The sequence below is a fragment of the Pseudomonas argentinensis genome, from assembly GCF_001839655.2.
Lineage (GTDB): Bacteria > Pseudomonadota > Gammaproteobacteria > Pseudomonadales > Pseudomonadaceae > Aquipseudomonas > Aquipseudomonas argentinensis_B.
In genome coordinates, this window is sequence record NZ_CP056087.1 from 2,106,253 (window position 1) to 2,131,868 (window position 25,616).

21 protein-coding genes and 4 tRNA genes are annotated in these 25,616 nt (G+C 65.0%); 19 read left to right on the plus strand and 6 right to left on the minus strand.

The window, feature by feature from the left end; translation table 11 throughout:
- Window positions 1-123 precede the first annotated feature (123 nt).
- From SA190iCDA_RS09345 to SA190iCDA_RS09360, 4 genes are all read right to left on the minus strand, one after another.
- Window positions 124-1,593: a sodium:solute symporter family protein gene (locus SA190iCDA_RS09345; RefSeq protein ID WP_070886681.1), complete on the minus strand. Its 1,470-nt coding sequence runs from the start codon at window positions 1,591-1,593 to the stop codon at window positions 124-126.
- A 118-nt stretch (window positions 1,594-1,711) separates the two neighbouring features.
- Complete coding sequence (locus tag SA190iCDA_RS09350) at window positions 1,712-2,104, minus strand: RidA family protein (protein ID WP_070886682.1); 393 nt, start codon at window positions 2,102-2,104, stop codon at window positions 1,712-1,714.
- Window positions 2,105-2,120: 16 nt separating this feature from the next.
- Window positions 2,121-3,584, minus strand: a complete 1,464-nt coding sequence (locus SA190iCDA_RS09355; protein WP_070886683.1) for an N-acyl-D-amino-acid deacylase family protein — start codon at window positions 3,582-3,584, stop codon at window positions 2,121-2,123.
- Window positions 3,585-3,587: 3 nt separating this feature from the next.
- The gene (locus SA190iCDA_RS09360) at window positions 3,588-4,451 is read right to left on the minus strand and encodes a MurR/RpiR family transcriptional regulator (protein ID WP_070886684.1); all 864 of its coding nucleotides are present in this window, start codon (window positions 4,449-4,451) and stop codon (window positions 3,588-3,590) included.
- A 173-nt stretch (window positions 4,452-4,624) separates the two neighbouring features.
- Here SA190iCDA_RS09360 and SA190iCDA_RS09365 point away from each other — a divergent pair, with 173 nt between their 5' ends.
- From SA190iCDA_RS09365 to SA190iCDA_RS09375, 3 genes are all read left to right on the plus strand, one after another.
- The gene (locus tag SA190iCDA_RS09365) at window positions 4,625-5,845 is read left to right on the plus strand and encodes an amino acid deaminase (RefSeq protein WP_070886685.1); all 1,221 of its coding nucleotides are present in this window, start codon (window positions 4,625-4,627) and stop codon (window positions 5,843-5,845) included.
- A gap of 196 nt (window positions 5,846-6,041) precedes the next feature.
- The gene (locus tag SA190iCDA_RS09370) at window positions 6,042-7,004 is read left to right on the plus strand and encodes a sugar kinase (protein ID WP_070886686.1); all 963 of its coding nucleotides are present in this window, start codon (window positions 6,042-6,044) and stop codon (window positions 7,002-7,004) included.
- A 120-nt stretch (window positions 7,005-7,124) separates the two neighbouring features.
- Window positions 7,125-8,177, plus strand: a complete 1,053-nt coding sequence (locus tag SA190iCDA_RS09375; protein WP_070886687.1) for an NAD(P)H-dependent flavin oxidoreductase — start codon at window positions 7,125-7,127, stop codon at window positions 8,175-8,177.
- A 72-nt stretch (window positions 8,178-8,249) separates the two neighbouring features.
- Here the strand turns inward: SA190iCDA_RS09375 and SA190iCDA_RS09380 are convergent, their stop codons facing one another.
- Window positions 8,250-8,519, minus strand: a complete 270-nt coding sequence (locus tag SA190iCDA_RS09380; protein ID WP_070886688.1) for a hypothetical protein — start codon at window positions 8,517-8,519, stop codon at window positions 8,250-8,252.
- A 449-nt stretch (window positions 8,520-8,968) separates the two neighbouring features.
- Here SA190iCDA_RS09380 and SA190iCDA_RS09385 point away from each other — a divergent pair, with 449 nt between their 5' ends.
- The 15 genes from SA190iCDA_RS09385 (at window position 8,969) to SA190iCDA_RS09455 (ending at window position 23,207) form a co-directional block, all read left to right on the plus strand.
- Window positions 8,969-10,189, plus strand: a complete 1,221-nt coding sequence (locus tag SA190iCDA_RS09385; protein ID WP_070886689.1) for an aspartate aminotransferase family protein — start codon at window positions 8,969-8,971, stop codon at window positions 10,187-10,189.
- Between the two features lie 124 nt (window positions 10,190-10,313).
- Window positions 10,314-11,330, plus strand: a complete 1,017-nt coding sequence (gene aruF / locus SA190iCDA_RS09390) for an arginine/ornithine succinyltransferase subunit alpha (RefSeq protein WP_070886690.1) — start codon at window positions 10,314-10,316, stop codon at window positions 11,328-11,330.
- A gap of 52 nt (window positions 11,331-11,382) precedes the next feature.
- Complete coding sequence (gene astA / locus SA190iCDA_RS09395; protein ID WP_070886691.1) at window positions 11,383-12,399, plus strand: arginine N-succinyltransferase; 1,017 nt, start codon at window positions 11,383-11,385, stop codon at window positions 12,397-12,399.
- A gap of 290 nt (window positions 12,400-12,689) precedes the next feature.
- Window positions 12,690-14,144: a succinylglutamate-semialdehyde dehydrogenase gene (astD, locus tag SA190iCDA_RS09400; RefSeq protein WP_070886692.1), complete on the plus strand. Its 1,455-nt coding sequence runs from the start codon at window positions 12,690-12,692 to the stop codon at window positions 14,142-14,144.
- Window positions 14,141-15,541, plus strand: coding sequence for an N-succinylarginine dihydrolase (astB, locus tag SA190iCDA_RS09405; RefSeq protein ID WP_070886693.1), 1,401 nt, complete (start codon window positions 14,141-14,143; stop codon window positions 15,539-15,541). Before astD ends, astB begins: the two co-directional genes overlap by 4 nt.
- The gene (locus SA190iCDA_RS09410) at window positions 15,538-15,822 is read left to right on the plus strand and encodes a topoisomerase II (RefSeq protein WP_070886694.1); all 285 of its coding nucleotides are present in this window, start codon (window positions 15,538-15,540) and stop codon (window positions 15,820-15,822) included. The genes astB and SA190iCDA_RS09410 overlap by 4 nt, the downstream gene beginning before the upstream one ends.
- A gap of 8 nt (window positions 15,823-15,830) precedes the next feature.
- A complete protein-coding gene (gene astE / locus SA190iCDA_RS09415) occupies window positions 15,831-16,841 on the plus strand; it encodes a succinylglutamate desuccinylase (RefSeq protein ID WP_070886695.1) in 1,011 nt (336 codons plus the stop codon).
- 38 nt (window positions 16,842-16,879) lie between these two features.
- Window positions 16,880-17,881, plus strand: coding sequence for a low-specificity L-threonine aldolase (gene ltaE, locus SA190iCDA_RS09420; protein ID WP_070886696.1), 1,002 nt, complete (start codon window positions 16,880-16,882; stop codon window positions 17,879-17,881).
- Between the two features lie 316 nt (window positions 17,882-18,197).
- A complete protein-coding gene (gene alaS, locus SA190iCDA_RS09425) occupies window positions 18,198-20,822 on the plus strand; it encodes an alanine--tRNA ligase (protein ID WP_070886697.1) in 2,625 nt (874 codons plus the stop codon).
- 110 nt (window positions 20,823-20,932) lie between these two features.
- Window positions 20,933-22,171 (plus strand): aspartate kinase, encoded by a 1,239-nt coding sequence (locus SA190iCDA_RS09430; protein ID WP_070886698.1) that lies wholly within the window; start codon window positions 20,933-20,935, stop codon window positions 22,169-22,171.
- Window positions 22,172-22,350: 179 nt separating this feature from the next.
- Window positions 22,351-22,536 (plus strand): carbon storage regulator CsrA, encoded by a 186-nt coding sequence (gene csrA / locus SA190iCDA_RS09435; RefSeq protein ID WP_013792214.1) that lies wholly within the window; start codon window positions 22,351-22,353, stop codon window positions 22,534-22,536.
- A 61-nt stretch (window positions 22,537-22,597) separates the two neighbouring features.
- Window positions 22,598-22,688 (plus strand) — tRNA-Ser (locus SA190iCDA_RS09440).
- A 68-nt stretch (window positions 22,689-22,756) separates the two neighbouring features.
- Window positions 22,757-22,833 (plus strand) — tRNA-Arg (locus tag SA190iCDA_RS09445).
- A 109-nt stretch (window positions 22,834-22,942) separates the two neighbouring features.
- Window positions 22,943-23,019: transfer RNA gene (locus SA190iCDA_RS09450), tRNA-Arg, on the plus strand.
- 111 nt (window positions 23,020-23,130) lie between these two features.
- A tRNA-Arg gene (locus SA190iCDA_RS09455) sits at window positions 23,131-23,207 on the plus strand.
- Window positions 23,208-23,262: 55 nt separating this feature from the next.
- Here the strand turns inward: SA190iCDA_RS09455 and bamE are convergent.
- Entirely contained in the window at window positions 23,263-23,691 is a 429-nt protein-coding gene (bamE, locus tag SA190iCDA_RS09460; RefSeq protein ID WP_236101145.1) for an outer membrane protein assembly factor BamE domain-containing protein, read from the minus strand.
- 389 nt (window positions 23,692-24,080) lie between these two features.
- Between bamE and mgtE the strand changes: the two genes are divergently transcribed.
- Window positions 24,081-25,523 (plus strand): magnesium transporter, encoded by a 1,443-nt coding sequence (gene mgtE, locus SA190iCDA_RS09465; RefSeq protein WP_070886700.1) that lies wholly within the window; start codon window positions 24,081-24,083, stop codon window positions 25,521-25,523.
- Window positions 25,524-25,616 lie beyond the last annotated feature (93 nt).

Sequence of the window (25,616 nt, forward strand, 5' to 3'; positions counted from 1 at the left end):
CTCACGCATCGCATGTGGGGCGTAAAGAGCTCGCGGCTAAAGCCGCTCCTACGCAAGCGTTGAGTGTCCGCTTCTGCCTTGTCGCAGCCTTTTTACGTCGCCTAAAAGATCGTCAACAGGTTCTCAGGAAACGATCTTCACCGGCGTCTCCATTGACTCGCGCTCTTCGGTCACCCGGGCCAGCGCCTGTTCCGGGGTGATCTGACAGCGCGGGCTGAGCAGCGATACCACCAGCCCGGCCACCACTGCCGCGATAACCGCTGGAATGCTGGGGTTGCCCCAGTAGGCGCTCCAGCCGGCATGGCTGATGATCGCCAGCGAGGTGCTGGAGGCCGCGACCAGGGTGGCAATCGCGCCTTGCCAGTTATAGCGGCCCCAGAACTTGCCGAGGATGGCGCAGACGAACATGCCGGCCATGACCGTGGCGATCATCTTGGTGATGTAGCTGATGATGTTGTCCGAGGTGAGGGCGAAGGCCAGGGCCATGCCGATGGTGAACAGCAGGGCGAAGCGCGAATAGCGCACCACGCGCTCGGCCGGCGGGGTGTGGCCGGTGACCAGGATGTAGAGATCACGCATCATGATCGACACGCCTGCCAGGGCATCCGAACTGGCGCTGGACATGGTCGCGGAAAGCCCGGCGATCATCACCAGCAGGCCCAGCCAGAGTGGCAATACCTGGGTGGCCAGGAACGGGAACGCGTAATTGCTGTTTTCCAGATTCGGCGCGAGGGTGTGCGCGGCCATGCCGATGATCGCCGGAATGATCGAAAAGCCCAGATACAGGATGCCGGTGAACATGAAGGAGCGGCGCACGCTGCCAACCGAGTCCGCCGAGTAGATACGCTGGCGGAAGGACGGCGTGGCCAGCACCCCGATGGCGACCACGGCGGCGAGGGAAATCGCCGGAATCGGCCCCAGGCTGCTTATCCCCAGAAAACCGGTGGTGCTGGCGTCCATGTTGTCGGCGAGATGCTCGAAGCCGCCGATCTCGACCAGGGCGAATACCGCCATGGCGATGAAACCGATGAACAGCAGAATGGCCTGGATGGTGTCGGTCCACACCACGGCCAGGTAGCCGCCGATCACGCAGTACAGGCCGAAGCCGATGGCGACCACGAATTTTGCGGTGTTCAGGTCGATGTCGGTGATCCACGCCAGGTACATGCCGCCGCCTAGGATATGCGCACCCAGCCAGCCGATGCTGGCGATGTAGATCAGCAGCGCCACCACGTTGCGCACCACCCGGCTGCCGCCCACGTAATAGGCCAGCTCTTCGCTCATGGTCATGAAACGCAGCTTGCGAACCGAGGCGAACAGCACGGCCAGCAGCAGAATGCCGACCGCTCCGCCAATGCCGTACAGCGCACCGGCCCAGCCATTGTTGTAGCCAAAGCCCACCGCGCCCATGCTCGAGCCGGTGCCGACCATGGTCGCGACGGTGGTGCCGATGGTGAGAAACAGCGGAATGCTGCGCCCGCCGAGGAGAAAGTCGTCGCCGGTGGAGCGATGGTGGCGCGATACCCACCAGCCCAGCGCGATCATGGCCAGGAGGTAGACGAAGAAACTGCCGAGAAAGATGTTGCTGTTCATACCTGACCTCAGATTGGAATGATTGTTGATGAGGTAGCTGTCAGCGAGCCGGGCAGCGCGGCGCCGGCTCGTTGCTGCGGTGATGAAAGGGTGGTTCTCCTCTGGGCGGGCGCTGGGATCAGGCGCGCGAGGCCTTGAAGCACTTCACGTCGACCTCGACCTTGCAGTCGACCACCAGGTCCTGAACGCTGCAGATACGCGCCGGCGGGTGGTCACCGAAGATTTCCTTGAAGACCTTGTTGAACGAGCTGAAGTAGCGCGCGTCGGTGAGCACGGTGGTCACGTGCACCACGTCTTCGACGCCGTAGCCGGCCTCGGCCATGATGTCGAGGCAGTTCTGAAAGGCCAGGCGCGATTGCTCGATGATGCCGCCTTCGACCACTTCACCGTCCTTCATGGGCGTCTGGCCGGACACGTAGAGCCAGCCACCGGCTTCCACCGCGCGTGAGAACGGCAGCTTCTGCCCGCCGGTTCCGGTTCCGCCTTCGGCGCCATAACGTTTGATGCTCATGGGATTTCTCCTTGATTCAGGTTGAAGAATGGGGGGATTTTTCGGGGCGTTTGAGCAGGCGGCCGGCGCGCGCTTCGAGTTGCCCGTGGCGGTAGGCCACCGCGCCGTTGACCACCACCAGTTCGATGCCTTGCGCCGCGGCGATGGGGTTGGTGAAGGTGGCGCTGTCGTGCACCGCGGCGAAGTCGAACAGGGTCAGGTCGGCATAGGCGCCGACGCGCAGCTCGCCGCGGTCGTGCAGGCCGAAGTTGCGCGCGGACAAGCCAGTCATCTTGTAGATGGCTTCGGGCAGGGTGAACAGCCCCTGGTCCCGGCAGAAATGGCCGATCACCCGCGGAAACGCGCCCCATAGCCTGGGATGGGGGTGGGGGTCGTTGGGCAGGCCGTCGGAGCCGACCATGCTCAGGGGATGGCGCAGGATGCGCCGCATGTCGTCTTCGGCCATGTTGTGGTAGACCGCGCCAGCCGGCTGCAGGCGGCCGGCGGCCTCGAGCAGCGAGACGCCCCAGCTGGCGGCGATGGCTTGCAGGGTCTGGCGCGCCATCTGCGGGTGCGGGTCGGACCAGGTAATGAAGATCTCGAAGTCGTCGGTGACCTGGCCGAGGTCCAGGGTCGAGGAGCCGGCGGTGTAGGGGTAGCAGTCGCAGTGACAGCTGTGCTGCCGCGCCGCCGACTCGAGTTTTTCCAGGGCCAGGGGCGCCGTGCCCCAGTTGCCGACGCCCGCGCACTTGAGGTGGGAGATCACCAGCGGCGCCCTGCCATGGCGGGCGGTTGCCACGGCCTCGTCCATGGCGTCGAGCAGCCCGGCGAACTCGTCACGCAGGTGGGTGGTGTAGAGGCCGCCGGCTGCGCCGACCTCTTCGACCAGGGCGCGCATCTCCGCCGCGGGAGCATGCCGCGCATTCATGTAGGCCAAACCCGAACTCATGCCGATGGCACCCTCCGCCAGGGCCTGACGCAGGGCGCCGCGCATCTGCTGGATTTCCTCGGCGCTGGCCGGGCGGTCGAAACGCTCCATCACCGTGGCGCGCAACGCGGTATGCCCGACCAGCGCCGCGACGTTGACGCTTGGCTGCGCCGCGCTGACCGCTTCGGCATAGGCGGCGAACGTCGGGTAGCAAAAATCCTCGAGCCGGCCCAGCAGGTTCATGGGGTCTGGAACCTCGGGGCCGGGCAGGTGCACCGGCGAGGCGCTGATCCCGCAGTTGCCGACGATGACCGTGGTAACGCCCTGGGTGAGCTTGGGCAGCATCTCCGGCATGCGGATGACGTTGCTGTCGTCATGGGTGTGCACGTCGATAAAGCCGGGAGACAGGCAGCGACCATGGCCCTCGATACAGGTGTCGGCTGACCAGTCGCGCAGGTCGCCGAGGGCGACAATGCGCTCGCCGCGTACCGCCAGGTCGCCCTGATAGGGCGCGGCACCGGTGCCATCGATGAGCTGAACGTCGCGAATCAGCAGGTTGGCGTGCTGCGACATGCCTCAGTCCCCCAGCGGCTGGCGGTTGTCGCCGCCACGGTGGCTGTCGAGGGTCAGCTTCAGGCGCCGCAGTTTGTCGCGCGAGCGCTGCCGGTGGCGCAGCGCCAGGCTCATGGCCAGCACGTCGATGGCCGCCAGCATGGCGTAGCGCGACGACGAGGGGTGGTAGATGAAGTCGGTCTCCCGAGCGGCAATCGGCAGGATCACGTTGGCCTGCTGCGCCAGGGGCGAATCCGAGGCGGTCAGCGCCAGCACCTGGGCGTCGTAACTGCGGGCGATGCGCGCCGCGTCGACGATTTCCGGGGTGAAGCCGGTCACCGACAGCGCCACTACCAGGTCGCTGGGGTCGAGCGTGGCGGCGACCATGCGCGGCATCAGTGCCTGGGAGTAGGCGCTGACGGCATAACCCAGGCGCACCAGGCGGAATTGCATCTCCTGGGCAAGCACCACCGAGCCGCCACCGGCACCGAAGATGACGATCTGCCGGGCGCCGTCGAGCAGATCGAGGGCGCCCTCGATATCGGCATTGGCGATCAGTTCGCGGTTGAGGTCGAGGGTCTGCTTGGCGATCTCGTATACCGCGCCGATGCCGTCCTCTTCGCTGGCCTCCTGAATGAAACGCCGGCCGACGGCGAGCGATTGCGCCAGGCGCAGCTTGAGCTCGCGCACGTCCTGGCAGCCGATGGACTTGGCGAAGCGGGTGACGCTGGCATCGCTGACACCGGCGCGGGCGGCGATGCTGGAGATGTTGGCGCTGGTCACGAAGTCGATATCGTCGATGATCATGGCCGCGACCTTGCGCTCGGCTTCGCGCAGGGTCGGGTAACGTTCGGTGATGCGCGACAGGATGTCGATTTCCAGATTCACTTCAGGGCTCCAAGGCTGACCCGGGGCAGGGCTGAAAAGCCGTGCGCGACTTCTGTTAATTTCTAACTTAAAAATTTTATTTGTGATAGTTATTTTCCGTGATTCAATCCAGTCGACCCTGCGAGGCGCCGTTGCATGGCCGTCGCGCCCAGAAAATCGAGAAGGATGCAGACATGAAACCTGCTGAGCCGAGCGACGCGCCGCCAAGCGGTGTGGAGAAAGCCGCGATCATCGGTACCGGGCGCGCCTTGCTGCGCGACGTCAGCCTGCCGGCAGCGGTGGTGTACCAGCGTCCACTGGCGCACAACATCGCCTGGATGCAAGCCTTCGCCGAGCGCCACGGTGCGCGGCTGGCGCCCCATGGCAAAACCACCATGACGCCGGCGCTGTTCAAGCGTCAGCTCGAAGCCGGAGCCTGGGGCATTACCCTCGCTACCGCCACCCAGTGCATGGCGGCATTCGAGCACGGCGTGACGCGCCTGCTGATGGCCAACCAGCTGGTCGGCGCGGCGAACATGGCGTTGGTGGCCGATCTCATCGCCAGGGGCGCGGAGTTCCACTGCGTGGTCGACAGCGTGGCCAACGTCCGCGCGCTGGATGCGTTCTTTGCGGCTCGCGGCCTGCGGCTGCAGGTGATGATCGAGCTGGGCGTGGAAGGTGGTCGCTGCGGCGTGCGCAACGACGGCGAGCTGGAGGCGCTGCTGACGGCACTGGAACAGTCGAGCGCCCTGGTGCTGTCCGGCATCGAGGGCTACGAGGGGATGATTGGCGGACAAGCGCCGATTGCCGATGTGCGGGCCTATGGCGCGCGCCTGGTCGAGACCCTGATGCGCCTGAAACGCAGCGCTGCCTTTACCGCCGACAAGCCGGTGGTCACTGCGTCCGGTTCCAAATGGTTCGATCTGATCGCCGAAGCCTTCGACCGCGCCGAGCTGCGCGGCCAGTACGTCCCGCTGCTGCGCCCCGGCTGCTACGTGGTGCACGACCACAAGCTGTATGCCGGGGCGATGGAGGAGGTCAAGGCGCGGCACGCGGATCTCGAGGGCGAGCTGCTGCCTGCCCTGGAAGTGTTCGCCCATGTGCAATCGCTGCCCGAACCCGGCCTGGCCATCGTCGCCCTCGGCAAGCGCGACATCGGCTGTGACCCCGACTTGCCGATGCCCCAGCATCTGTACCGCGAAGGCCAGGCCCCACAGGACGTGCGTGGTTGGGGCGTGCGCATGATCATGGACCAGCACCTGTTCCTGTCGGTGCCGGCGGGCGAGACCCTGGCGGTCGGCGACATTCTTTCCTTCGGCACTTCGCACCCTTGCCTCACCTTCGACAAATGGCGGCAGGTGCTGCTGGTCGACGAGGCGCTGGAGGTGTTGGAGGTGATGCCGACGCGCTTCTGAGAACCTGTTCAAAGTCTGCTGCGCGTCGGCACTGCGGCGTTAAAAACAGGCTCGGACTGCTCATTTACAGCTCGTAAACTCCGCGTCCTCGCCTGTTTTTGCCTTGCATTGCTCTAGCTCGCGAGCCTTTGAATAGGCTCTGAGATCCCGGTAGATGGCCTATTCAACCCTGATGCACGCAGATACAGGAGCCTCCATGTCGACCCCAACCAACCAGACATCACCGATAGCGGTCGGCCTGATCGGCGAGTGCATGGTCGAGCTGCAACGGCAGGCTGACGGCGGCATGCGCCAAGGCTTCGGCGGCGACACGCTGAACACGGCGATCTACCTGAACCGCCTGTGCCGGCGCGAGGGTGTGGCGATCGACTACCTCACCGCCGTGGGCGACGACCCGTTGAGCCAGGCGATGCGCGCGCGCTGGCGGGAAGACGGCGTGGGTGATGGCCGCGTGCGCGTGCTGATGGATCGGCTGCCGGGCCTGTACATGATCCAGACCGACGCCCAGGGCGAGCGAAGTTTTCTCTACTGGCGGGGCGAGTCCGCCGCCCGGCATTGCTTCGATGGCCCGGGCGCCGACGAGCTGCTGGCGGCTCTTGGCGACTATCACACGCTGTATCTCAGCGGTATCAGCCTGGCCATTCTCACCGTCGAAGGGCGTGAGCGCCTGCTGGAGGCCCTGTGCCAGGCGCGCAGCCGGGGCACGCGCATCGTCTTCGACAACAATTACCGGCCGCGGCTGTGGCCAGATGCGGCCGAGGCGCGGCGGCACCATGAAGCGCTACTGGGTATGGTGGATATCGCACTGGTTACCTGGGAGGACGACGTCGCCGTGTTCGGTTTCGCCCCCCCGGAGCAGCTCTTCAGTCACTACGCAGGCCTCGGCGTGGGCGAGGTGGTGGTCAAGCGCGGCGCGCGCAGCTGCCTGCTGCACACCGCCGATGGCCGCGCCGAGGTGTCGGCAGAAACGGTCGAGCAGGTGGTGGATACCACGGCCGCTGGCGATGCGTTCAGTGCGGCCTACCTGGCCGCTCGCCTGCGTGGTGGCGAGCCCGAGGTGGCGGCACGCTGGGGGCACCGTCTGGCCGGCAGCGTGATCCAGCACCCGGGTGCGCTGATGCCCCTGGCGGCGATGCCAAGCATGCCCGCGTTGCGCTGATGTCCTGCTCCACGCCGCGGCGGTGTGCGGCAACCCCGGCGCTCTCCGGGTCGTGGCCTGGTCGGCAGCAGTTGGGCTATCTTCCCGGTTCCTGTTTTGAGTTTTCTTGAGGATCGCCGTATGAGCTGCGCCGTATTGGGTATCGACCTGCCGATCATTCAAGCGCCCATGGCGGGCACCGCCACCCCCGCTCTGGCGGCGGCGGTCAGCAATGCCGGCGGGCTGGGCTCGATTTCCATCGCCGCGGTGCAGGCCGAGGCCGGCCGGCAGATGATCAGGGAAACCCGCGCCGCCACCGGCAAGCCGTTCAACATCAACGTGTTCTGCCACCACCTGAGCAGTGCCGATGCCGCCGTGGAGCGGGCATGGCTGGCGCATTTGCAGCCCTATTTCGCCGAGTTCGGCGCCGCTGCGCCAGCGGCTATCCGGGATATCTACTGCAGCTTCCAGGAAGACGAAGGGCAGCTCGAGGTGCTGCTGGAGGAGCGCCCACCCATCGTCAGCTTCCACCTGGGTCTGCCGCCGCGCGAGCGAATCAATGCCTTGAAGCAGGCCGGCATCACCTTGCTGGCCTCGGCCACCACCCTGAAAGAAGGGCTGCTGGCCCAGGAGGCGGGCATCGACATCATCGTCGCCCAGGGCATCGAGGCCGGCGGCCACCGCGGCGTGTTCGACCCGGCCCACGATCAGGGCATCGGCACCCTGGCCCTGGTGCGGGTGCTGGCCAAGCACCTGTCGCGCCCGGTCATCGCCGCCGGGGGCATCATGGACGGTGCCGGTATCGCGGCGGCCATGAACCTGGGCGCCTGCGCCGCACAGCTGGGTACCGCGTTCATCCTCTGCCCCGAGTCGGCCGCCAACGACGCCTATCGGCGCATGCTGGGCAGCGGGCGAGCACAGGTGACCCAGGTCACCACGGTGATTTCCGGGCGCCCGGCGCGGGGCATCGTCAATCGCTTCATGGCTGAAGTGGGCGCCCCCGGCCACCCCGCCGTGCCGGGTTTCGGCATCGCCTACGATGCCGGCAAACAGCTGATCGCTGCCGCTGCCAAGACCGGCAACGCCGAATTCGCAGCCCACTGGGCCGGCCAGGGGGCCGCCCTGGCGCGGGCGATGCCGGCGGCTGAACTGGTGGAGGTGCTGCAGCGCGAGTACCTGGCGGCACGCACCTAGAATCCGGGATGGCGTCGAGTCACGAGAGCAGGGGGCCGATGGAAACCTCGGCCTAGGTGAGGGGCAGCGCGCTCAGGCCGAATGCAGCTGGACTTCCTCGATGGTATCGACGCGAATGGGGGCTTCGACGCCGGTCAGTTCACTGATCAGCACCCATTGCTGATCCAGTTCCTGGCTCACCGCGCCGAGGCGAGTGATCATCTTCGAAGCGGCAGAGCGAACGCCGCTGTCATCGCTACGCAACAGGTCGAAGGACAACGCCGTCATGGCGGCCGTCATGTGGGTGATGCTGCGAGAGGTGAGGGTGAGCAGTTCGGTCAGTTGTTTTTCTTTGGCGTTCATCACGTGCTTCCTTGACTGGACGAGTCGATGCACAGCATTGAAGGGAACCTGCGTCAGGCCATCAGATCCTTGATGGGCTGCCAGTGAGACGCCGTTCACGATGGAACGTCGCACCGTGGTCAAAATGATATCACCGTCACGCCAGGCGCTGGCAATACGCTGCAGCAGGACGAATGAAAATATTTTTCATGCATGCCAAGGTCAGCAATTCCCTTGCTGGACCCATTGTCTCCAGGGGTACTGTGGATAAATGTTAGTCGACCCGTGCGTCGAGGCAGCCGCAACGTTTAAACTGCGCCTCGCCAGCCGACGGACGGGTTTCGCCCAGCCGGCTCGCAACGGCGCTGTAAGAAGTTGTCGCATGCGGGCAATGCCGGCCCATGAGCACCCCCTACAATCTTTCGCATCGCAGGCCTGGCCGGCCTGCGTGTCTCGTCAGGAGAGTCCCGATGTCCGTTCAGCACGACCCGGTGCAACGCGCCGATTTCGACCAGGTGATGGTGCCCAGCTACGCCCCGGCTGCGTTCGTGCCGGTGCGCGGCGCCGGTTCGCGCGTCTGGGACCAGAGCGGTCGCGAGCTGATCGACTTCTCCGGCGGCATCGCCGTCAACGCCCTGGGCCATGCCCACCCGGCGCTGGTCAAGGCGCTGACCGAGCAAGCCGGCAAGCTGTGGCACGTCTCCAACGTGTTCACCAACGAGCCGGCACTGCGCCTGGCCAGGAAGCTGGTGGACGCCACCTTTGCCGAGCGCGTGTTTCTCTGCAACTCGGGCGCCGAAGCCAACGAGGCGGCCTTCAAGCTGGCGCGCCGCGTGGCCCACGACCGCTTCGGCGCCGACAAGTACGAGATCATCGCCGCCACCAACAGTTTTCACGGCCGCACCCTGTTCACGGTCAGTGTCGGTGGTCAGCCGAAGTACTCCGATGGCTTCGGGCCAAAGATCCAGGGCATCACCCACGTGCCGTACAACGACCTCGAGGCGTTGAAGGCGGCGGTCAGCGACAAGACCTGCGCCGTGGTCATCGAGCCGATCCAGGGCGAAGGCGGCGTGCTGCCGGCGGATCTGGCCTACCTGCAGGGCGCCCGCGCGCTGTGTGACCAGCACGACGCACTGCTGCTGTTCGACGAGGTACAGAGTGGCGTCGGCCGCTCAGGCCATCTGTATGCCTACCAGCACTACGGCGTGACCCCGGATGTGCTGTCCAGCGCCAAGAGCCTGGGCGGCGGTTTCCCGATCGCCGCGATGCTGACCACCGAGGCGCTGGCCAGCCACCTGGCGGTCGGCACCCACGGCACTACCTACGGCGGCAACCCGCTGGGGTGCGCGGTCGCCGAGGCGCTGCTCGATGTGGTCAACACGCCAGAGGTGCTCGAGGGCGTCAAGGCCAAGCATGAGCGCTTCAAGGTGCGCCTGCTGCAGGTCGGTGAGCGCTACGGGGTGTTCTCCGGCGTACGTGGCATGGGCCTGTTGATCGGTGCGGTGCTGGCCGATGCGTGGAAGGGCAAGGCGCGGGAATTTTTCGATGGGGCGGCCGAGGAGAACCTGATGATCCTGCAGGCCGGCCCGGACGTGGTGCGCTTCGCCCCCAGCCTGGTGATCGAGGATGCCGACATCGACGAGGGGCTGGACCGCTTCGAGCGCGCCGTCGCCAAGCTGGCGGGCGCCTGACCCTTTATGGGCGGCTGGGCGCCGCCCGCTCAATTCGCTGCGCCGGCAGATGCCGGCCAGCTTCACGGACGATGATTCTCGCTGCCAGGGCTGCAATGCCCCCGCCTTGCTGAAGGAGTGAACCATGCTGGTTATGCGCCCTGCGCGAATGACCGACCTTGCCGAAGTGCAGCGCCTGGCCGCGGACAGCCCGGTGGGCGTCACCTCGCTGCCCGACAACGCCGAGCGCCTGCGCGACAAGATCGCCGCCTCGGAAGCGTCGTTCGCCGCCGAGGTCAGCTTCAATGGTGAGGAACGCTACTTCTTCGTGCTCGAAGACAGCGAAACCGGCCGTCTCTCGGGCTGTTCGGGCATCGTCGCTTCGGCGGGCTACTCCGAGCCGTTCTACAGCTTTCGCAACGAGACCTTCGTTCACAACTCCCGTGAGCTGAAGATCCACAACAAGATCCACGTGCTGTCGCTGTGTCACGACCTGACCGGCAACAGCCTGCTGACCAGCTTCTATGTCGAGCGCGGCCTGGTCGACAGTGTGTGGGCCGAGCTCAACTCCCGGGCGCGCCTGCTGTTCGCCGCCTGCCACCCGGCGCGCTTCGCCGATGCCATGGTGGTGGAGATCGTCGGCGAGAGCGACGACGCCGGCGAGTCGCCGTTCTGGGATGCGGTCGGTCGGCATTTCTTCGGCATGAGCTACGCCGAGGCCGAGCGCCTGTGCGGGCTGCGCAGCCGCGCCTACCTGGCCGAGCTGATGCCCCATTACCCGATCTACGTGCCGCTGCTGCCGGATACCGCCCAGGAGTCCATGGGCCTGGTGCATCCGCGTGCCCAGGTGTCGTTCGACATCCTGATGCGCGACGGCTTCGAAACCGATCACTACATCGACATCTTCGACGGCGGCCCGACCCTGCACGCACGTACTTCCGGCATTCGCACCATCGCCCAGAGCGCGGTGGTGCCGGTGATGCTCGGCGAAGCGGGCGAGGGCGGCCAGGCCTACCTGGTCAGCAACGAGCAACTGCAGGGCTTTCGCGCCGTGGTCGCCGAACTCAACTGGGCGCCGGGCCAGCCCGCGCTGCTCGACCCACAGACCGCACAGATCCTCGGTGTCGCCGAGGGCGGCCAGGTAAGGCTGGTGGCGGTATGAGCCTGCCCATCGTGAACGCCACCCGTCTGGCTCGCCATTTCCCGGAGGCAACATGATCGTTCGCTCCGTACGTGCCAGTGACCTGCCGGCACTGATCGACCTGGCGCGCAGCACCGGCACCGGTCTGACCACCCTGCCGGCCAACGAAGCGCGCCTGGCCTACCGGGTCGGCCGCGCCGAAAAGACCTTCAGCGGCGAAGCCGAGCGCGGCGACTGCGACTACATGTTCGTGCTCGAGGACGACGACGGCCGCGTGCTGGGCATCTCCGCCATCGCCGGTGGGGTCGGCTTGCGCGAGTCCTGGTACAACTATCGGGTCGGCCTCACCGTTTGCGCCTCCCAGGAGCTGGGCATCCATCGCCAGGTGCCAACGCTGTTTCTGGCCAACGACCTGACCGGCCATTCCGAGCTGTGCTCGCTGTTCCTGCATGCCGATCACCGAACTGGCCTGAACGGGCGCCTGCTGTCCAAGGCGCGTTTCTTGTTCATCGCCGAATTCCGTGAGCGCTTTGGCGACAAGATCATCGCCGAGATGCGTGGCGTGTCCGATGAGCAGGGACGATCGCCGTTCTGGGAGTGCCTGGGCCGGCACTTCTTCCGCATGGAATTCTCCCAGGCGGACTACCTGACCGGTGTCGGCAACAAGGCCTTCATCGCCGAGCTGATGCCGCGCTTCCCGCTCTACACCTGCTTTCTGTCCGAGGCCGCCCGTGAGGTGATCGGTCGGGTGCACCCGGACACCGAGCCGGCGCTGGCGATGCTCAAATCCGAGGGCTTCAGCTACCAGGGCTATGTCGACATCTTCGACGCCGGCCCGGCCATCGAGGCGGAAACCGCCAAGATCCGTGCGATTCGCGACAGTCAGTTGCTGGTGCTGGCCATCGGCACGCCGGGTGACGATGCACCGGTGTACCTGGTGCACAACCGCAAGCAGGCGGATTGCCGCATCACCGCGGCCCGTGCGCGGATGGCCGCCGGCACCCTGGTGGTCGACCCGCTGACCGCCCGGCGGCTGCGCCTGAATGTCGGCGATCAGGTGCGGGCGGTGCCCCTGGCGGTAAAGGCCTGAGCAAGCCATTGATGTGACCCGGAGCGGCGCGCCGCCCCGACCGGTAAGAGCCTGTTCAAAGTCTCGCGAGCTAGAGCAATGCAAGGCCTAGGCGGCCCCACAAAAACAGGCGAGGACGCGGAGTTTACGAGCTGTAAATGAGCAGTCCGAGCCTGTTTTTAACGCCGCAGTGCCGACGCGCAGCTGACTTTGAACAGGTTCTAAGGTCGCCATAGAGCGGCAGCCGTTACAGGTAACGGACCGTCGCCCCGCGCCGGCCTGTGCAACCGTGAAGCCTGGAGTGATAGACCATGAGCACGCATTACATTGCAGGTCTCTGGCAGCTAGGACAGGGCGACGCCCTGGAGTCCCTCGACCCGGTCAGCCAGCAGGTGCTCTGGGTGGGCCGCGAAGCCGACACGGCCCAGGTCGAGGCCGCCGTGCAGGCGGCCCGCGAGGCCTTTGCCGGTTGGGCGGCGGCGCCGTTGAGCGAGCGCATCGCGGTGCTCGAGCGTTTCGCCGCGGTATTGAAAAGCCGGCAGGACGAACTCGCCCATGCCATCGGCGAGGAGACCGGCAAGCCGCTGTGGGAGGCGAAGAGCGAAGTCGCCAGCATGATCGCCAAGGTGGCCATCTCGATCCACAGCCATGCCGAACGTACCGGTCAGCGCAGCGGCCCCCAGGGCAGCGTGCTGCGCCACAAGCCCCACGGCGTGGTGGCGGTGTTCGGCCCGTACAACTTCCCCGGCCATCTGCCCAACGGGCATATCGTGCCGGCCCTGCTGGCCGGCAACGCGGTGGTATTCAAACCCAGCGAGCAGACCCCGAAGGTCGCCGAGCTGACGCTCAGGTGCTGGATCGAGGCCGGGCTGCCGGCCGGCGTGCTGAACCTGCTGCAGGGCGCGCGGCAAACCGGCGCCGCGCTGGCGGCTCACCCGGGTATCGACGGCCTGTTCTTCACCGGTTCCAGCCGCACCGGCAACCTCTTGCATGCCCAGTTCGGCGGCCATCCGGAAACCATCCTGGCCCTGGAAATGGGCGGCAACAACGCGCTGATCGTCGATCAGCTCGCCGATATCGATGCGGCGGTGTACTGCATCATCCAGTCCGCGTTCATCTCCGCGGGCCAGCGTTGCACCTGCGCGCGCCGCCTGCTGGTGCCCGAGGGCGAATGGGGCGAGGCGCTGCTGGCACGGCTGGTCAGCGTGGCCGCGAGCCTCAAGGTGGGCGCCTTCGATGCCGAGCCGGCGCCGTTCATGGGCGCGGTGATCTCCCTGGATGCCGCCCAGCACCTGCTCAAGGTGCAGGCGCGGCTGATCGACAAGGGCGCGCGGTCGCTGCTGGACATGAGCCAGCCGCTCGAGGGCGCGGCGCTGCTGACGCCGGGGATCATCGACATCACCGCCGTGCAGCCGCGTGCCGATGAAGAAGTGTTCGGGCCCTTGCTGCAGGTGATCCGCTACGCCGACTTCGACGCGGCCATCGTCGAGGCCAACGCCACCCGCTTCGGGCTCGCGGCCGGCCTGCTGTCCGATTCGCGCGAGCGCTACGAGCAGTTCTGGCTGCGCAGCCGCGCCGGCACCGTCAACTGGAACAGGCCGCTGACCGGCGCCGCCAGCAGCGCGCCGTTCGGCGGCATCGGCGCCTCGGGCAACCATCGCCCCAGCGCCTACTACGCCGCGGATTACTGCGCCTACCCGGTCGCTTCGCTGGAAAGCGAGCAGCTGGCCTTGCCCGACAGCCTGGCACCGGGAGTCAGCCTATGAGCCGACCCACCTCCTGCGAGCTGAACATCGACGGCCTGGTCGGCCCGACCCACAACTACGGCGGCCTGTCCCACGGCAACGTGGCCTCGCAAAGCAACTGCCAGGTCGCCTCCAACCCAAGGGAAGCGGCGCGCCAGGGCCTGGCCAAGATGAAGGCGCTGATGGACATGGGCTTCGCCCAGGCGGTGCTCGCCCCCCAGGAGCGTCCCGATGTGCAGGCGCTACGGAGCTGCGGTTTTACCGGCAGCGACGCCCAGGTGATCGAAAAGGCGGCGCGCGAAGCCATGCCCCTGCTGGTCGCCAGCTGTTCGGCTTCGAGCATGTGGACGGCCAACGCGGCGACCGTCAGCCCCAGCGCCGACACCGCCGACGGCCGCGTGCATTTCACCGCCGCCAACCTCAACTGCAAGTTTCACCGCTCCATCGAGCACCCCACCACCAGCCGGGTGCTGGCGGCGATGTTCGCCGACGAGCGCTATTTCGCCCACCACGGCGCCTTGCCGGCGGTCAGCCAGTTCGGCGACGAAGGTGCGGCCAACCACACCCGCTTCTGCCGCGACTACGGCGAGCGGGGCGTGGAGTTCTTCGTGTTCGGCCGCAGTGCCTTCGACCTGCGCCTGCCCGCACCGCAGCGCTACCCGGCGCGCCAGACCCTGGAAGCCTCCCAGGCGGTGGCGCGTTTGCACGGCCTTGCCGACGACGCCGTGGTATTCGCCCAGCAGAACCCGGCGGTGGTCGACCAGGGGGTGTTCCACAACGACGTGATAGCGGTGGGCAACGGCCAGGTGCTGTTCCACCACGAGGACGCCTTTCTCGACAGCGAACGGGTGGTCGGTGAGCTGGGCGACAAGCTCGCCCGCCTGGGCGGGCAGCTGCAGCCGGTGTGTGTGCCGCGGCACGTGCTGGCAGTCGAGGACGCGGTGCGCTCCTACCTGTTCAACAGTCAGCTGTTGAGCCGCGCCGACGGGCGTATGCTGTTGGTGGTGCCGGAGGAGTGCCGCGGCAATCCGCGGGTCTGGGCCTACCTGCAGACGCTGCTGGGCAGCAATGGGCCGATTGCCGAGGTGCGCGCCTTCGACCTCAAGCAGAGCATGCAGAATGGCGGCGGTCCCGCGTGCCTGCGCTTGCGTGTGGCCTTGCAGGCAGAGGAACTGGCGGCGATGAATCCGGGGGTGATGATGACGCCCGGTCTGTACGAGCGGCTGCTGCAATGGGTCGACCGCCACTACCGCGACCGCCTGAGCGAGCAGGACCTGGCTGACCCGCAGCTGCTCGACGAATGCCGCACGGCGCTGGATGAGTTGACGAAAATCCTCGATCTCGGCGCCGTGTACCCCTTTCAACTCACTGGAGGCGGCTCACCTGCGAGCCGCCCTGACACACTGGAGCAACCATGAGCGACGCCCTGCAACTGATCCTCGAAGACGCCGACGGCACCCAGCTGGAAACCTCGTGCACCCGTTTTGCCGTGATGTGGCAAGGCAAGGAAGTGTGGATTCAGCAGGTCGGCAACGGCCAACTGATGATCGGCGTGGATGTCGCCGAGGGCGATACCGAGTACGCCAATCTGTTGCTGCGCCCGCTGGCCACCAACCTGGTCAGCCTGGAACTGGAAATGGAGCCGGCTGATGACGGCGCCGACGACGACCACGTCCATGGTCCGGACTGCAATCACTGAGGTACGCCATGCTCGCCCTCGGCAAACTGCTCGAATTGACCCTGACTGGCCATGAGCCGGCTTCGAAGATCCAGTTGACGCCGCAGGGCACGCGCTTGCGCTGGCTGGCCGAGGGCGCCCTTGAAATCACCCCGGCCTGTGGGCGCGACAACGGCATGGATCTGCTGCTGTCGGCCGGTATCCACGGCAACGAGACCGCGCCGATCGAGCTGCTCGACCGCCTGCTGCGCCGCATCGCCCGCAACGAGCTGCAGCCCCGCGCCCGGGTGCTGCTGCTGTTCGGCAACCCGGCGGCGATGCGCCGGGGCGAGCGTTTCGTCGAGCAGGACCTCAACCGGCTGTTCAGCGGCCGCCATGAGTTGAGCAGCGGTGCCGAGGCGATGCGCGCTTGCGAGCTCGAGCACCTGGTTTCGTCGTTCTTCGCCGACCCTGGCCGCGAGCGCCTGCATTACGACCTGCACACCGCGATCCGCGCCTCGCGCATCGAGCAATTCGCCCTTTATCCCTGGGCCGAGGGGCGTCGCCAGGCGCGCCGCGAATGCGCACGCCTGCAGGCCGCCGGCATCGATGCGGTGCTGCTGCAGAGCAAACCCTCGACCACCTTCAGCGCCTACACCTATGCCGAGCTGGGCGCTGAAGCCTTCACCCTGGAGCTGGGCAAGGCCAGGCCGTTCGGCCATAACGAGCGGGTCAACCTGGACCTTCTCGAGGCGCGCCTGCAGGCCATTATCGAAGGCAACGAGCCGCCGATCGAGGACGATGCCATCGACCAGCTGAAGCTGTTCGCCTTCGCCCGCGAGCTGATCAAGCACAGCGATGCCTTCACCCTGCACCTGCCGGCCGACGTGGAGAATTTCACCGAGCTGGCGCCCGGCTATCTGCTTGCCGAGGACCTGGCCAACAGCCGCTGGGTGGTGGAGGAGCAGGGCGCACGCATCATCTTTCCCAATCCCAAGGTGCACAACGGCCAGCGGGCCGGCATTCTTATCGTGCCGGCCGAGGCTTCGCTGCTGGCGTGAGCGCCGAAACCCATCCCTTCGCATGCACAGGAGTGCCCATGCCCATCATCGATCTGCGTAGCGACACCGTGACCCAACCCACCGCCGGCATGCGCGAAGCGATGCTGGCCGCCGAGCTGGGCGATGACGTGTACGGCGAAGACCCGACCGTCAACCGTCTGGAGCAGCGCCTGGCCCGGGATCTGGGCTTCGCCGCCGCGCTGTTCGTGCCCACTGGCACCATGAGCAACCTGCTCGGCCTGATGGCCCACTGCGAGCGCGGTGACGAATACATCGTTGGCCAGCAGGCCCACACCTACAAGTACGAGGGTGGTGGCGCGGCCGTACTGGGTTCCATTCAGCCCCAGCCGCTGGACATGGAAGACGACGGCTCTCTGGATCTGGCAAGGGTCGAGGCGGCGATCAAGCAGGACGACTTCCATTTCGCCCGCACCCGCCTGCTGGCGCTGGAAAACACCATGCAGGGCAAGGTGCTGCCAGTGGAGTACCTGGCCGAGGCCCGCGACTTCACCCGTGACAAGGGCCTGGCGCTGCACCTGGACGGCGCACGGCTGTACAACGCAGCGGTCCGGCTGGGTGTCGAGGCGCGGGAGATCACCCGGCATTTCGATTCGGTGTCCGTGTGCCTGTCCAAGGGCCTGGGCGCGCCGGTCGGCTCGGTGCTGTGCGGCAGCGAGGCGCTGATCGGCAAGGCCCGGCGCCTGCGCAAGATGGTCGGCGGCGGCATGCGCCAGGCCGGTGTGCTGGCGGCGGCCGGGCTGTATGCCCTGGACCATCAGGTCGAGCGCCTGGTCGAGGATCACGCCAATGCCGAATCCCTGGCGGCCGGTCTGCGAGAACTGGGCTATTCGGTCGAGCCGGTGCAGACCAACATGGTCTACGTGCAGGTCGGCGAGCGCGCCGCGGCGCTCAAGGCCTTTTGCGCCGAGCGTGGCATCCGCCTGAGCGCCGCGCCGCGTCTGCGCATGGTCACGCATCTGGATGTGGATGCCGGCGCCATGGCCCAGGTCATCGAGGCCTTCGCCGCCTTCCGCGCCTGAGTGGGCTTGCACGGCGCCAGGTTTCTCCCTGGCCGCTGCCGCCCGGGCGTTTTCCGGCCATCGCGCCGCCTGCAAATAATTCAGCCCATGGCCTAGCCGCCGCGGACAAGCCCGATATAATGCGGGCTTTTGCCGGCTCTGCCGTGCAGGCTGTGTGAAAGCTACTGCGCTCGGCCATGCTGCGTTAAAAATCGGTTCGGAATGCTCATTTACAGCTCGTAAACTCCGCTTCCTCACCGATTTTTGCCTTGCCTGACCTTCGCTCACCACGTTTTCACACAGCCTGCCTGACCGCCTGTTTTCCTGGAAAATGCCAATGAAAAGCGCAGAAATCCGTGAAGCTTTCCTGAGCTTCTTCGAAGAGAAGGGGCACACCCGTGTCGCTTCCAGCTCCCTGATTCCGAACAACGACCCCACGTTGCTGTTCACCAACGCTGGCATGAACCAGTTCAAGGACTGCTTCCTGGGCCTGGAAAAGCGCGCCTATACCCGTGCCGCCACCAGCCAGAAGTGCGTGCGCGCCGGTGGCAAGCACAATGATCTGGAAAACGTCGGTTATACCGCGCGTCACCACACCTTCTTCGAAATGCTCGGCAACTTCAGCTTTGGTGACTATTTCAAGCGCGATGCCATCCACTTCGCCTGGGAATTCCTCACCGGTGACAAGTGGCTGAAATTGCCCAAGGACAAGCTCTGGGTCACGGTGTATGCCACCGATGACGAGGCCTACGACATCTGGAACAAGGAAGTCGGCGTGCCGGCCGAGCGGATGATCCGCATCGGCGACAACAAGGGCGCGCCCTACGCCTCCGACAACTTCTGGACCATGGGCGATACCGGCCCGTGCGGCCCGTGCACCGAGATCTTCTTCGATCACGGCGAGCACATTTGGGGCGGCCCACCCGGCTCGCCCGAAGAAGACGGCGACCGCTACATCGAGATCTGGAACAACGTGTTCATGCAGTTCAACCGTACCGCGGACGGCGTGCTGCATCCGCTGCCGGCGCCGAGCGTGGACACCGGCATGGGCCTGGAGCGCGTCAGCGCGGTGCTGCAGCACGTCAACTCCAACTACGAGATCGACCTGTTCCAGAGCCTGCTGGCGGCCAGCGCCCAGGCCATCGGCTGCGCCAACAACGATGACGCCTCGCTGAAAGTGGTGGCGGACCACATCCGTTCCTGCAGCTTCCTGATCGCCGACGGCGTCACGCCGTCCAACGAGGGTCGCGGCTACGTGCTGCGCCGCATCATTCGCCGCGCCTGCCGTCACGGCAACAAGCTGGGCGCCAAGGGCAGCTTCTTCCACAAGATCGTCGCGGCCCTGGCGGGCGAGATGGGCGACGCCTTCCCGGAACTGAAACAGCAGCAGGCGCATATCGAGCGCGTGCTGAAGACCGAAGAAGAGCAGTTCGCCAAGACCCTGGAGCAGGGCCTGAAGATTCTCGAGCAGGACCTGGCCGAGCTCGAGGGCAGGGTGATTCCGGGTGAAGTGATCTTCAAGCTTTACGACACCTACGGCTTCCCGATGGACCTGACCGGCGACATCGCCCGCGAGCGCGAGCTGACCCTCGACGAAGCCGGCTTCGAACGGGAAATGGAAGCCCAGCGCGTCCGTGCCCGTTCCGCCAGCGCCTTCGGTGTGGACTACAACAACCTGGTCAAGGTAGACGCCGATACCCGTTTCCTCGGCTACGGCGCCACCGTGGCCAGCGGCCAGTTGCTGGTGCTGCTGCGCGACGGTCAGTCCGTCGACACCCTGAACGAAGGCGAGGAGGGCGTCGTGGTGCTCGATCAGACGCCGTTCTACGCCGAATCCGGCGGCCAGATCGGTGACTGTGGCTTCCTCGAAGGCCCGGGCGTGCGTTTCGATGTGCGCGACACCACCAAGGTGGGCGGCGCCTGGCTGCATCATGGTGTGGTCAGCAAGGGCAGCCTGAGCGTCGGCGCCACCATCAACGCCGAAGTGGATGCCTCGGTGCGCACCGCCACCGGCCTCAACCACTCGGCTACCCACCTGCTGCACGCCGCGCTGCGCCAGGTGCTCGGTGAGCACGTGCAGCAGAAGGGTTCGCTGGTCGACAGTCAACGCCTGCGTTTCGACTTCAGCCACTTCGAGGCGATCAAGCCCGAGCAGTTGAGAGAGCTGGAAGAGATCGTCAACCGCGAAGTGCGCCGCAACACCCCGGTGCAGACCGAGGAGATGGATATCGAAAGCGCCAAGGCCAAGGGCGCCATGGCGCTGTTCGGCGAGAAGTACGGTGACAGCGTGCGCGTGCTGACCATGGGCGACGGCTTCTCGGTCGAACTGTGCGGCGGCATCCATGCCAACCGCACCGGCGACATCGGCGTGTTCAAGATCGTCAGCGAAGGTGGCGTGGCGGCTGGCGTGCGCCGTATCGAAGCGGTCACCGGGGCAGCGGCCTTCGCTTACCTGAACGGTGCCGAAGAGCAGCTGAAAGAAGCGGCAACCCTGGTCAAGGGCAGTCGCGACAACCTGCTCGACAAGCTTTCGGCCGTGCTCGATCGCAATCGCCAGCTGGAAAAGGAACTGGAGCAGCTCAAGGCCAAGGCGGCCAGCGCGGCGGGTAGCGACCTGGCCGGTTCGGCCGTCGATATCAAAGGCGTGAAGACGCTCAGCGCGCGCATCGATGGCCTGGATGGCAAGGGCCTGCTGGCGCTGGTCGATCAACTGAAGAACAAACTCGGCAGCGCGGTGATCCTGCTCGGCGGCGTGCAGGACGACAAGGTCGTGCTGGTGGCCGGCGTGACCCAGGACCTGACCGCCAAGCTGAAGGCCGGCGACCTGATGAAACAGGCCGCCGCGGCTGTCGGCGGCAAGGGCGGTGGTCGCCCGGACATGGCGCAGGGCGGTGGGGTCGATGCGGCCGCGCTCGACGGCGCCCTGGCGCTGGTCGGCCCGTTCGTCGAGCAGGGTCTTTAAGGCCCCGTAACTCAAGCGTGAACAGGCCGCTCGCCATGCCCGGCGAGCGGCCTGGGTGTGCGGTGTTGTCTGTTTAATGGGCGCCCTTCACGGGCTGAGGCAGCTTTGAAATGGCTTTGATCGTACAGAAATTCGGCGGTACCTCCGTCGGCACCGTCGAGCGTATTGCGCAGGTCGCCGAGAAGGTGAAGAAATTCCGCGAGAAGGGCGACGACATCGTCGTCGTGGTATCGGCCATGAGCGGCGAGACCAATCGCCTTATCGACCTGGCCAAGCAGATCAGCGATGACCAGCCGATTGCGCGCGAACTCGACGTCATGGTCTCCACCGGCGAGCAGGTGACCATCGCCCTGCTGGCCATGGCGCTGATCAAGCGTGGCGTGCCGGCGGTGTCCTACACCGGCAGCCAGGTGCGCATCCTGACCGACAGTGCGCACACCAAGGCGCGCATTCTGAGCATCGACGACACCAACATTCGCGCCGACCTCAAGGCGGGCCGCGTGGTGGTGGTCGCCGGTTTCCAGGGTGTCGACGAGCAGGGCAACATCACCACCCTCGGCCGTGGCGGCTCCGATACCACGGGTGTGGCCCTGGCTGCCGCCCTGAAGGCTGACGAATGCCAGATATACACCGATGTAGATGGCGTTTACACCACCGACCCGCGCGTGGTGCCCAAGGCCCAGCGTCTGGAGAAGATCACCTTCGAAGAGATGCTGGAAATGGCCAGCCTCGGCTCCAAGGTGCTGCAAATCCGTTCGGTGGAATTCGCCGGCAAGTACAACGTCCCGCTGCGCGTTCTGCACAGCTTCCAGGAGGGTCCGGGCACCCTCATTACCCTTGATGAAGAGGAATCCATGGAACAGCCGATCATCTCCGGCATCGCCTTCAATCGCGACGAAGCCAAGCTGACCATCCGTGGCGTGCCTGACCTGCCGGGCGTTGCGTTCAAGATTCTCGGCCCGATCAGCTCCGCCAACATCGAAGTGGACATGATCGTGCAGAATGTCGCGCACGATAACACCACCGACTTCACTTTCACCGTGCACCGCAACGACTACCAGCACGCTCAGCAGGTGCTCGAAGCCACCGCGCGCGAACTCGGTGCCCGTGAAGTGGTCGGAGACGTTAACATCGCCAAGGTGTCCATCGTCGGCGTGGGTATGCGTTCCCATGCCGGTGTGGCCAGCCGCATGTTCGAGGCGTTGGCCAAGGAGAACATCAATATCCAGATGATCTCCACCTCCGAGATCAAGGTCTCGGTGGTCATCGAAGAGAAATATCTGGAATTGGCGGTGCGCGCCCTGCACACTGCGTTCGAACTCGATGCCCCGGCCCGTCAGGGCGACTGAGGCATCCTGCAAAAGGCGCGGCTATCCGCGCCTTTTGTTGTTTTGGTTGGTGTTGGTGGAACTTTCCTTCCGTCCGTGCTGGTCAATACTTGAGTGCTGGCTGGTCGCTGTTGCGTCCGGCCGATGCTTTTCACGTTTGCAGACTTGTTGTCCGAAATTGAATCCGTAAGGAGAAAGGAATGCTGATTCTGACTCGCCGGGTCGGAGAGACCCTGATGGTGGGTGACGAAGTCACTGTCACCGTATTGGGTGTTAAAGGTAATCAGGTGCGGATTGGCGTCAACGCGCCGAAGGAAGTCGCCGTTCACCGCGAAGAGATTTACCAACGCATCCAGAAAGAGAAGGGCGAAGAACCAAACCATTAATTTTTCTCAAAATTTTGGTTTGCAAACGGGGAAAACATGTTTATCATGCGCCCCGTGTTGCGGAGAGGTGGCCGAGTGGCCGAAGGCGCTCCCCTGCTAAGGGAGTACACCTCAAAAGGGTGTCGGGGGTTCGAATCCCCCCTTCTCCGCCATTATTTGACAAGCCGGGTTTTACCGGGCTGGCAAACAACCAGAGGTGATCTGGTATAAAAACACCAACGGACTCATAGCTCAGCTGGATAGAGTACTCGGCTACGAACCGAGCGGTCGGAGGTTCGAATCCTCCTGAGTCCGCCATATTGAATGGCTTGCAGCAATGCAGGCCATTTTGTTTCAACCAGCGGTGATCTGGTCTAAAAGCGCCAAGATCGCATGAAAGCGTAGTGGCTTTCAGGTGATCCGTAACGGACTCATAGCTCAGCTGGATAGAGTACTCGGCTACGAACCGAGCGGTCGGAGGTTCGAATCCTCCTGAGTCCGCCATATTGAATGGCTTGCAGCAGTGCAAGCGGTTTTGTTTCAACCAGCGGTGATCTGGTCTAAAAGCGCCAAGGATCGCATGAAAGCATGGTAGTTTTCAGGTGATCTTGTAACGGACTCATAGCTCAGCTGGATAGAGTACTCGGCTACGAACCGAGCGGTCGGAGGTTCGAATCCTCCTGAGTCCGCCATACCAAAAGGGCCTGCAGCGATGCAGGCCCTTTTTCTTTGCCTGGCGTTAGCCCCTTAGCGTCTACCGGTCACGCAGTCATTCTGGTCGAAGGTGACAGTGCGTCGTTCGTCGTTGTGCCTGCTGGCGTAGTGATAGGTGGTCTGGCCATTACGCTTGCTGATGCGTTCGGGTTTGCCCAGGGCGCTTTCCACGTCGCTGCGGGTCATGCCGGCGCGCACCTGCTTTCTGATGATCGCCTCGCGCCTGGCGTTGCCGGTAACGGCGTTGTCGCAGCCGTCCTGCCGACCGCCGACAATGGTCAGCGTGCGCTCGTTGCTGCTTGCCCTGGTAGCTTTATTATCGACTCGAGGTGTTGCCAGTGGAACGGCTGCGCCGCTGCCGGGTCTGGGGTTGTGGGTGTTCTGAATCTGCTGTTGCTGGCTGCTGGCGCAGCCGTGGCGCGTGAAGGTGACATGGCCTGTTTCATCCTCGCAGCGAAGCACGTTCGAGGCCAATAGCGGGGCAGGGCAAAGCAGCATGGCGCAGAGGGCTAGGCAGGGTATCCGATGCATGGTGGCGTCCTCCGTGACGTTTCAAGCGGGTCTACCCGACAATCTGCCACTACCAGGTGTCTTGCCAAGCCCGATGTGCGTCGCAGTATTTCGAACTCTTGCCAATGGGCTCAGGAAAACGCTGCAAGCGCTTGTCCTGCCATGCCTTTGTCACGTACGTGGCCGATTGGCATGGTATTATTCGCCCCGTCAGCCCCGCCGGGGCTTGTGGATCCCTTCCATGGACTTACCCAGTAGTAACTCAGAATTCCAAGTGTGCAATCACGTATTGACTGATTGACCCTCGCTGGCGCGCGCCGCCGCTGGGGGCGGAGTGTGCCATGACCGAAGTAGAAGCCAAGAAGCCGCAAGAAAGCCTGCAGGATCGACTCGCTCAGGTCGTCGAACTGTTGCAGCGGCACAGGCTGGTCGAAGACCTGACTCATCGCCAGGAAGGCCCGCACCACGACCGCATCGAAGGCCTGGTGCACCGGCAGAACCTCGCCGAGCTGCAGCGCAAGCTCGACGAGTTGCACTCTGCCGACGTCGCCTACATCCTCGAAGCCCTGCCGCTGGAAGATCGTCTGGCCATCTGGCAACTGGTCAAGGCTGATCGGGACGGCGACATCCTCCTCGAAGTGTCCGATGCCGTTCGTGAAACCCTGCTGGCCGACATGGAGGATCATGAGATCCTCGCGGCTGCCAAGGAGATGGATGCCGACGAGCTGGCCGACCTGGCCTCGGAGCTGCCGCGCGACGTCGTGCACGAGCTCATGGAAACCCTCGACGCCCAGCAGCGTGAGCGGGTGCGTTCCGCGCTCTCCTATGAGGAGGAGCAGGTCGGTGCGCTGATGGACTTCGAGATGGTCACCATCCGCGAGGACGTGAGCCTCGAGGTGGTGTTGCGCTACCTGCGCCGTCTCAAGGAATTGCCAGGGCATACCGACAAGCTGTTCGTGGTCGATTACGACGGTGTGCTCAAGGGCGTGCTGTCGATCAAGCGCCTGTTGGTCAATGACCCGGACAAGCAGGTCGCCGAGGTCATGGCCAATGATCCGGTCAGCTTCCACCCTGACGAGGATGCCTACGACGCCGCCCAGGCCTTCGAGCGTTATGACCTGATTTCCGCGCCGGTGGTGGACAAGAACGGCAAGCTCATCGGTCGTCTGACCATCGATGAGATGGTCGACCTGATCCGTGAGGAGAGCGAAAGCGAAGTCCTCAATATGGCGGGTCTGCGCGAAGAAGAAGACATCTTCGCCTCGGTGTGGAAGTCGGTGCGCAACCGCTGGGCCTGGCTGGCGGTCAATCTAGTCACGGCGTTTATGGCCTCGCGGGTCATCGGGTTGTTCGAAGGGTCCATCGAGAAGCTGGTGGCGCTGGCTGCGCTGATGCCGATTGTTGCGGGTATCGGTGGCAACTCGGGCAACCAGACCATCACCATGATCGTGCGCGCCATGGCGCTCGATCAGGTCAGTACCGGCAATACCTCACGGCTGATCCGCAAGGAACTGGGCGTGGCGCTGATCAACGGCCTGGTATGGGGTGGGGTGATCGGGGTCGTGGCCTACGGGCTGTACGACAGCTGGTCGCTGGGGGTGGTGATGACCGCAGCGATGACCCTCAATCTGTTGCTCGCTGCGCTGATGGGCGTGCTGATTCCCATGACCCTGATGCGCATGGGGCGTGACCCTGCCATGGGCGCCAGCGTGATGATCACCGCGGTGACCGACAGCGGCGGCTTCTTCATCTTCCTGGGGCTGGCATCGCTGTTCTTGCTCTAGATACCAGTCGCCAGGCAATAAAAAAACCGGCCTTGAGCCGGTTTTTTGTTGCCTTGCCATCGCTTGCGGGGCGTCGCAAGTGGCAGGGCGCTC

Bases quoted from the DNA above. Each gene is read 5' to 3' on its own strand.
- ltaE (WP_070886696.1), top strand. From the start codon at position 16,880: ATGCCCATCATCGATCTGCGTAGCGACACCGTGACCCAACCCACCGCC.
- SA190iCDA_RS09410 (WP_070886694.1), top strand. From the start codon at position 15,538: ATGAGCGACGCCCTGCAACTGATCCTCGAAGACGCCGACGGCACCCAG.
- csrA (WP_013792214.1), top strand. From the start codon at position 22,351: ATGCTGATTCTGACTCGCCGGGTCGGAGAGACCCTGATGGTGGGTGAC.
- astA (WP_070886691.1), top strand. From the start codon at position 11,383: ATGATCGTTCGCTCCGTACGTGCCAGTGACCTGCCGGCACTGATCGAC.
- SA190iCDA_RS09345 (WP_070886681.1), bottom strand. From the start codon at position 1,593: ATGAACAGCAACATCTTTCTCGGCAGTTTCTTCGTCTACCTCCTGGCC.
- SA190iCDA_RS09365 (WP_070886685.1), top strand. From the start codon at position 4,625: ATGAAACCTGCTGAGCCGAGCGACGCGCCGCCAAGCGGTGTGGAGAAA.
- mgtE (WP_070886700.1), top strand. From the start codon at position 24,081: ATGACCGAAGTAGAAGCCAAGAAGCCGCAAGAAAGCCTGCAGGATCGA.
- SA190iCDA_RS09430 (WP_070886698.1), top strand. From the start codon at position 20,933: ATGGCTTTGATCGTACAGAAATTCGGCGGTACCTCCGTCGGCACCGTC.
- SA190iCDA_RS09375 (WP_070886687.1), top strand. From the start codon at position 7,125: ATGAGCTGCGCCGTATTGGGTATCGACCTGCCGATCATTCAAGCGCCC.
- SA190iCDA_RS09370 (WP_070886686.1), top strand. From the start codon at position 6,042: ATGTCGACCCCAACCAACCAGACATCACCGATAGCGGTCGGCCTGATC.
- SA190iCDA_RS09385 (WP_070886689.1), top strand. From the start codon at position 8,969: ATGTCCGTTCAGCACGACCCGGTGCAACGCGCCGATTTCGACCAGGTG.
- astE (WP_070886695.1), top strand. From the start codon at position 15,831: ATGCTCGCCCTCGGCAAACTGCTCGAATTGACCCTGACTGGCCATGAG.
- SA190iCDA_RS09350 (WP_070886682.1), bottom strand. From the start codon at position 2,104: ATGAGCATCAAACGTTATGGCGCCGAAGGCGGAACCGGAACCGGCGGG.
- aruF (WP_070886690.1), top strand. From the start codon at position 10,314: ATGCTGGTTATGCGCCCTGCGCGAATGACCGACCTTGCCGAAGTGCAG.
- astD (WP_070886692.1), top strand. From the start codon at position 12,690: ATGAGCACGCATTACATTGCAGGTCTCTGGCAGCTAGGACAGGGCGAC.
- astB (WP_070886693.1), top strand. From the start codon at position 14,141: ATGAGCCGACCCACCTCCTGCGAGCTGAACATCGACGGCCTGGTCGGC.
- alaS (WP_070886697.1), top strand. From the start codon at position 18,198: ATGAAAAGCGCAGAAATCCGTGAAGCTTTCCTGAGCTTCTTCGAAGAG.
- SA190iCDA_RS09355 (WP_070886683.1), bottom strand. From the start codon at position 3,584: ATGTCGCAGCACGCCAACCTGCTGATTCGCGACGTTCAGCTCATCGAT.
- SA190iCDA_RS09380 (WP_070886688.1), bottom strand. From the start codon at position 8,519: ATGAACGCCAAAGAAAAACAACTGACCGAACTGCTCACCCTCACCTCT.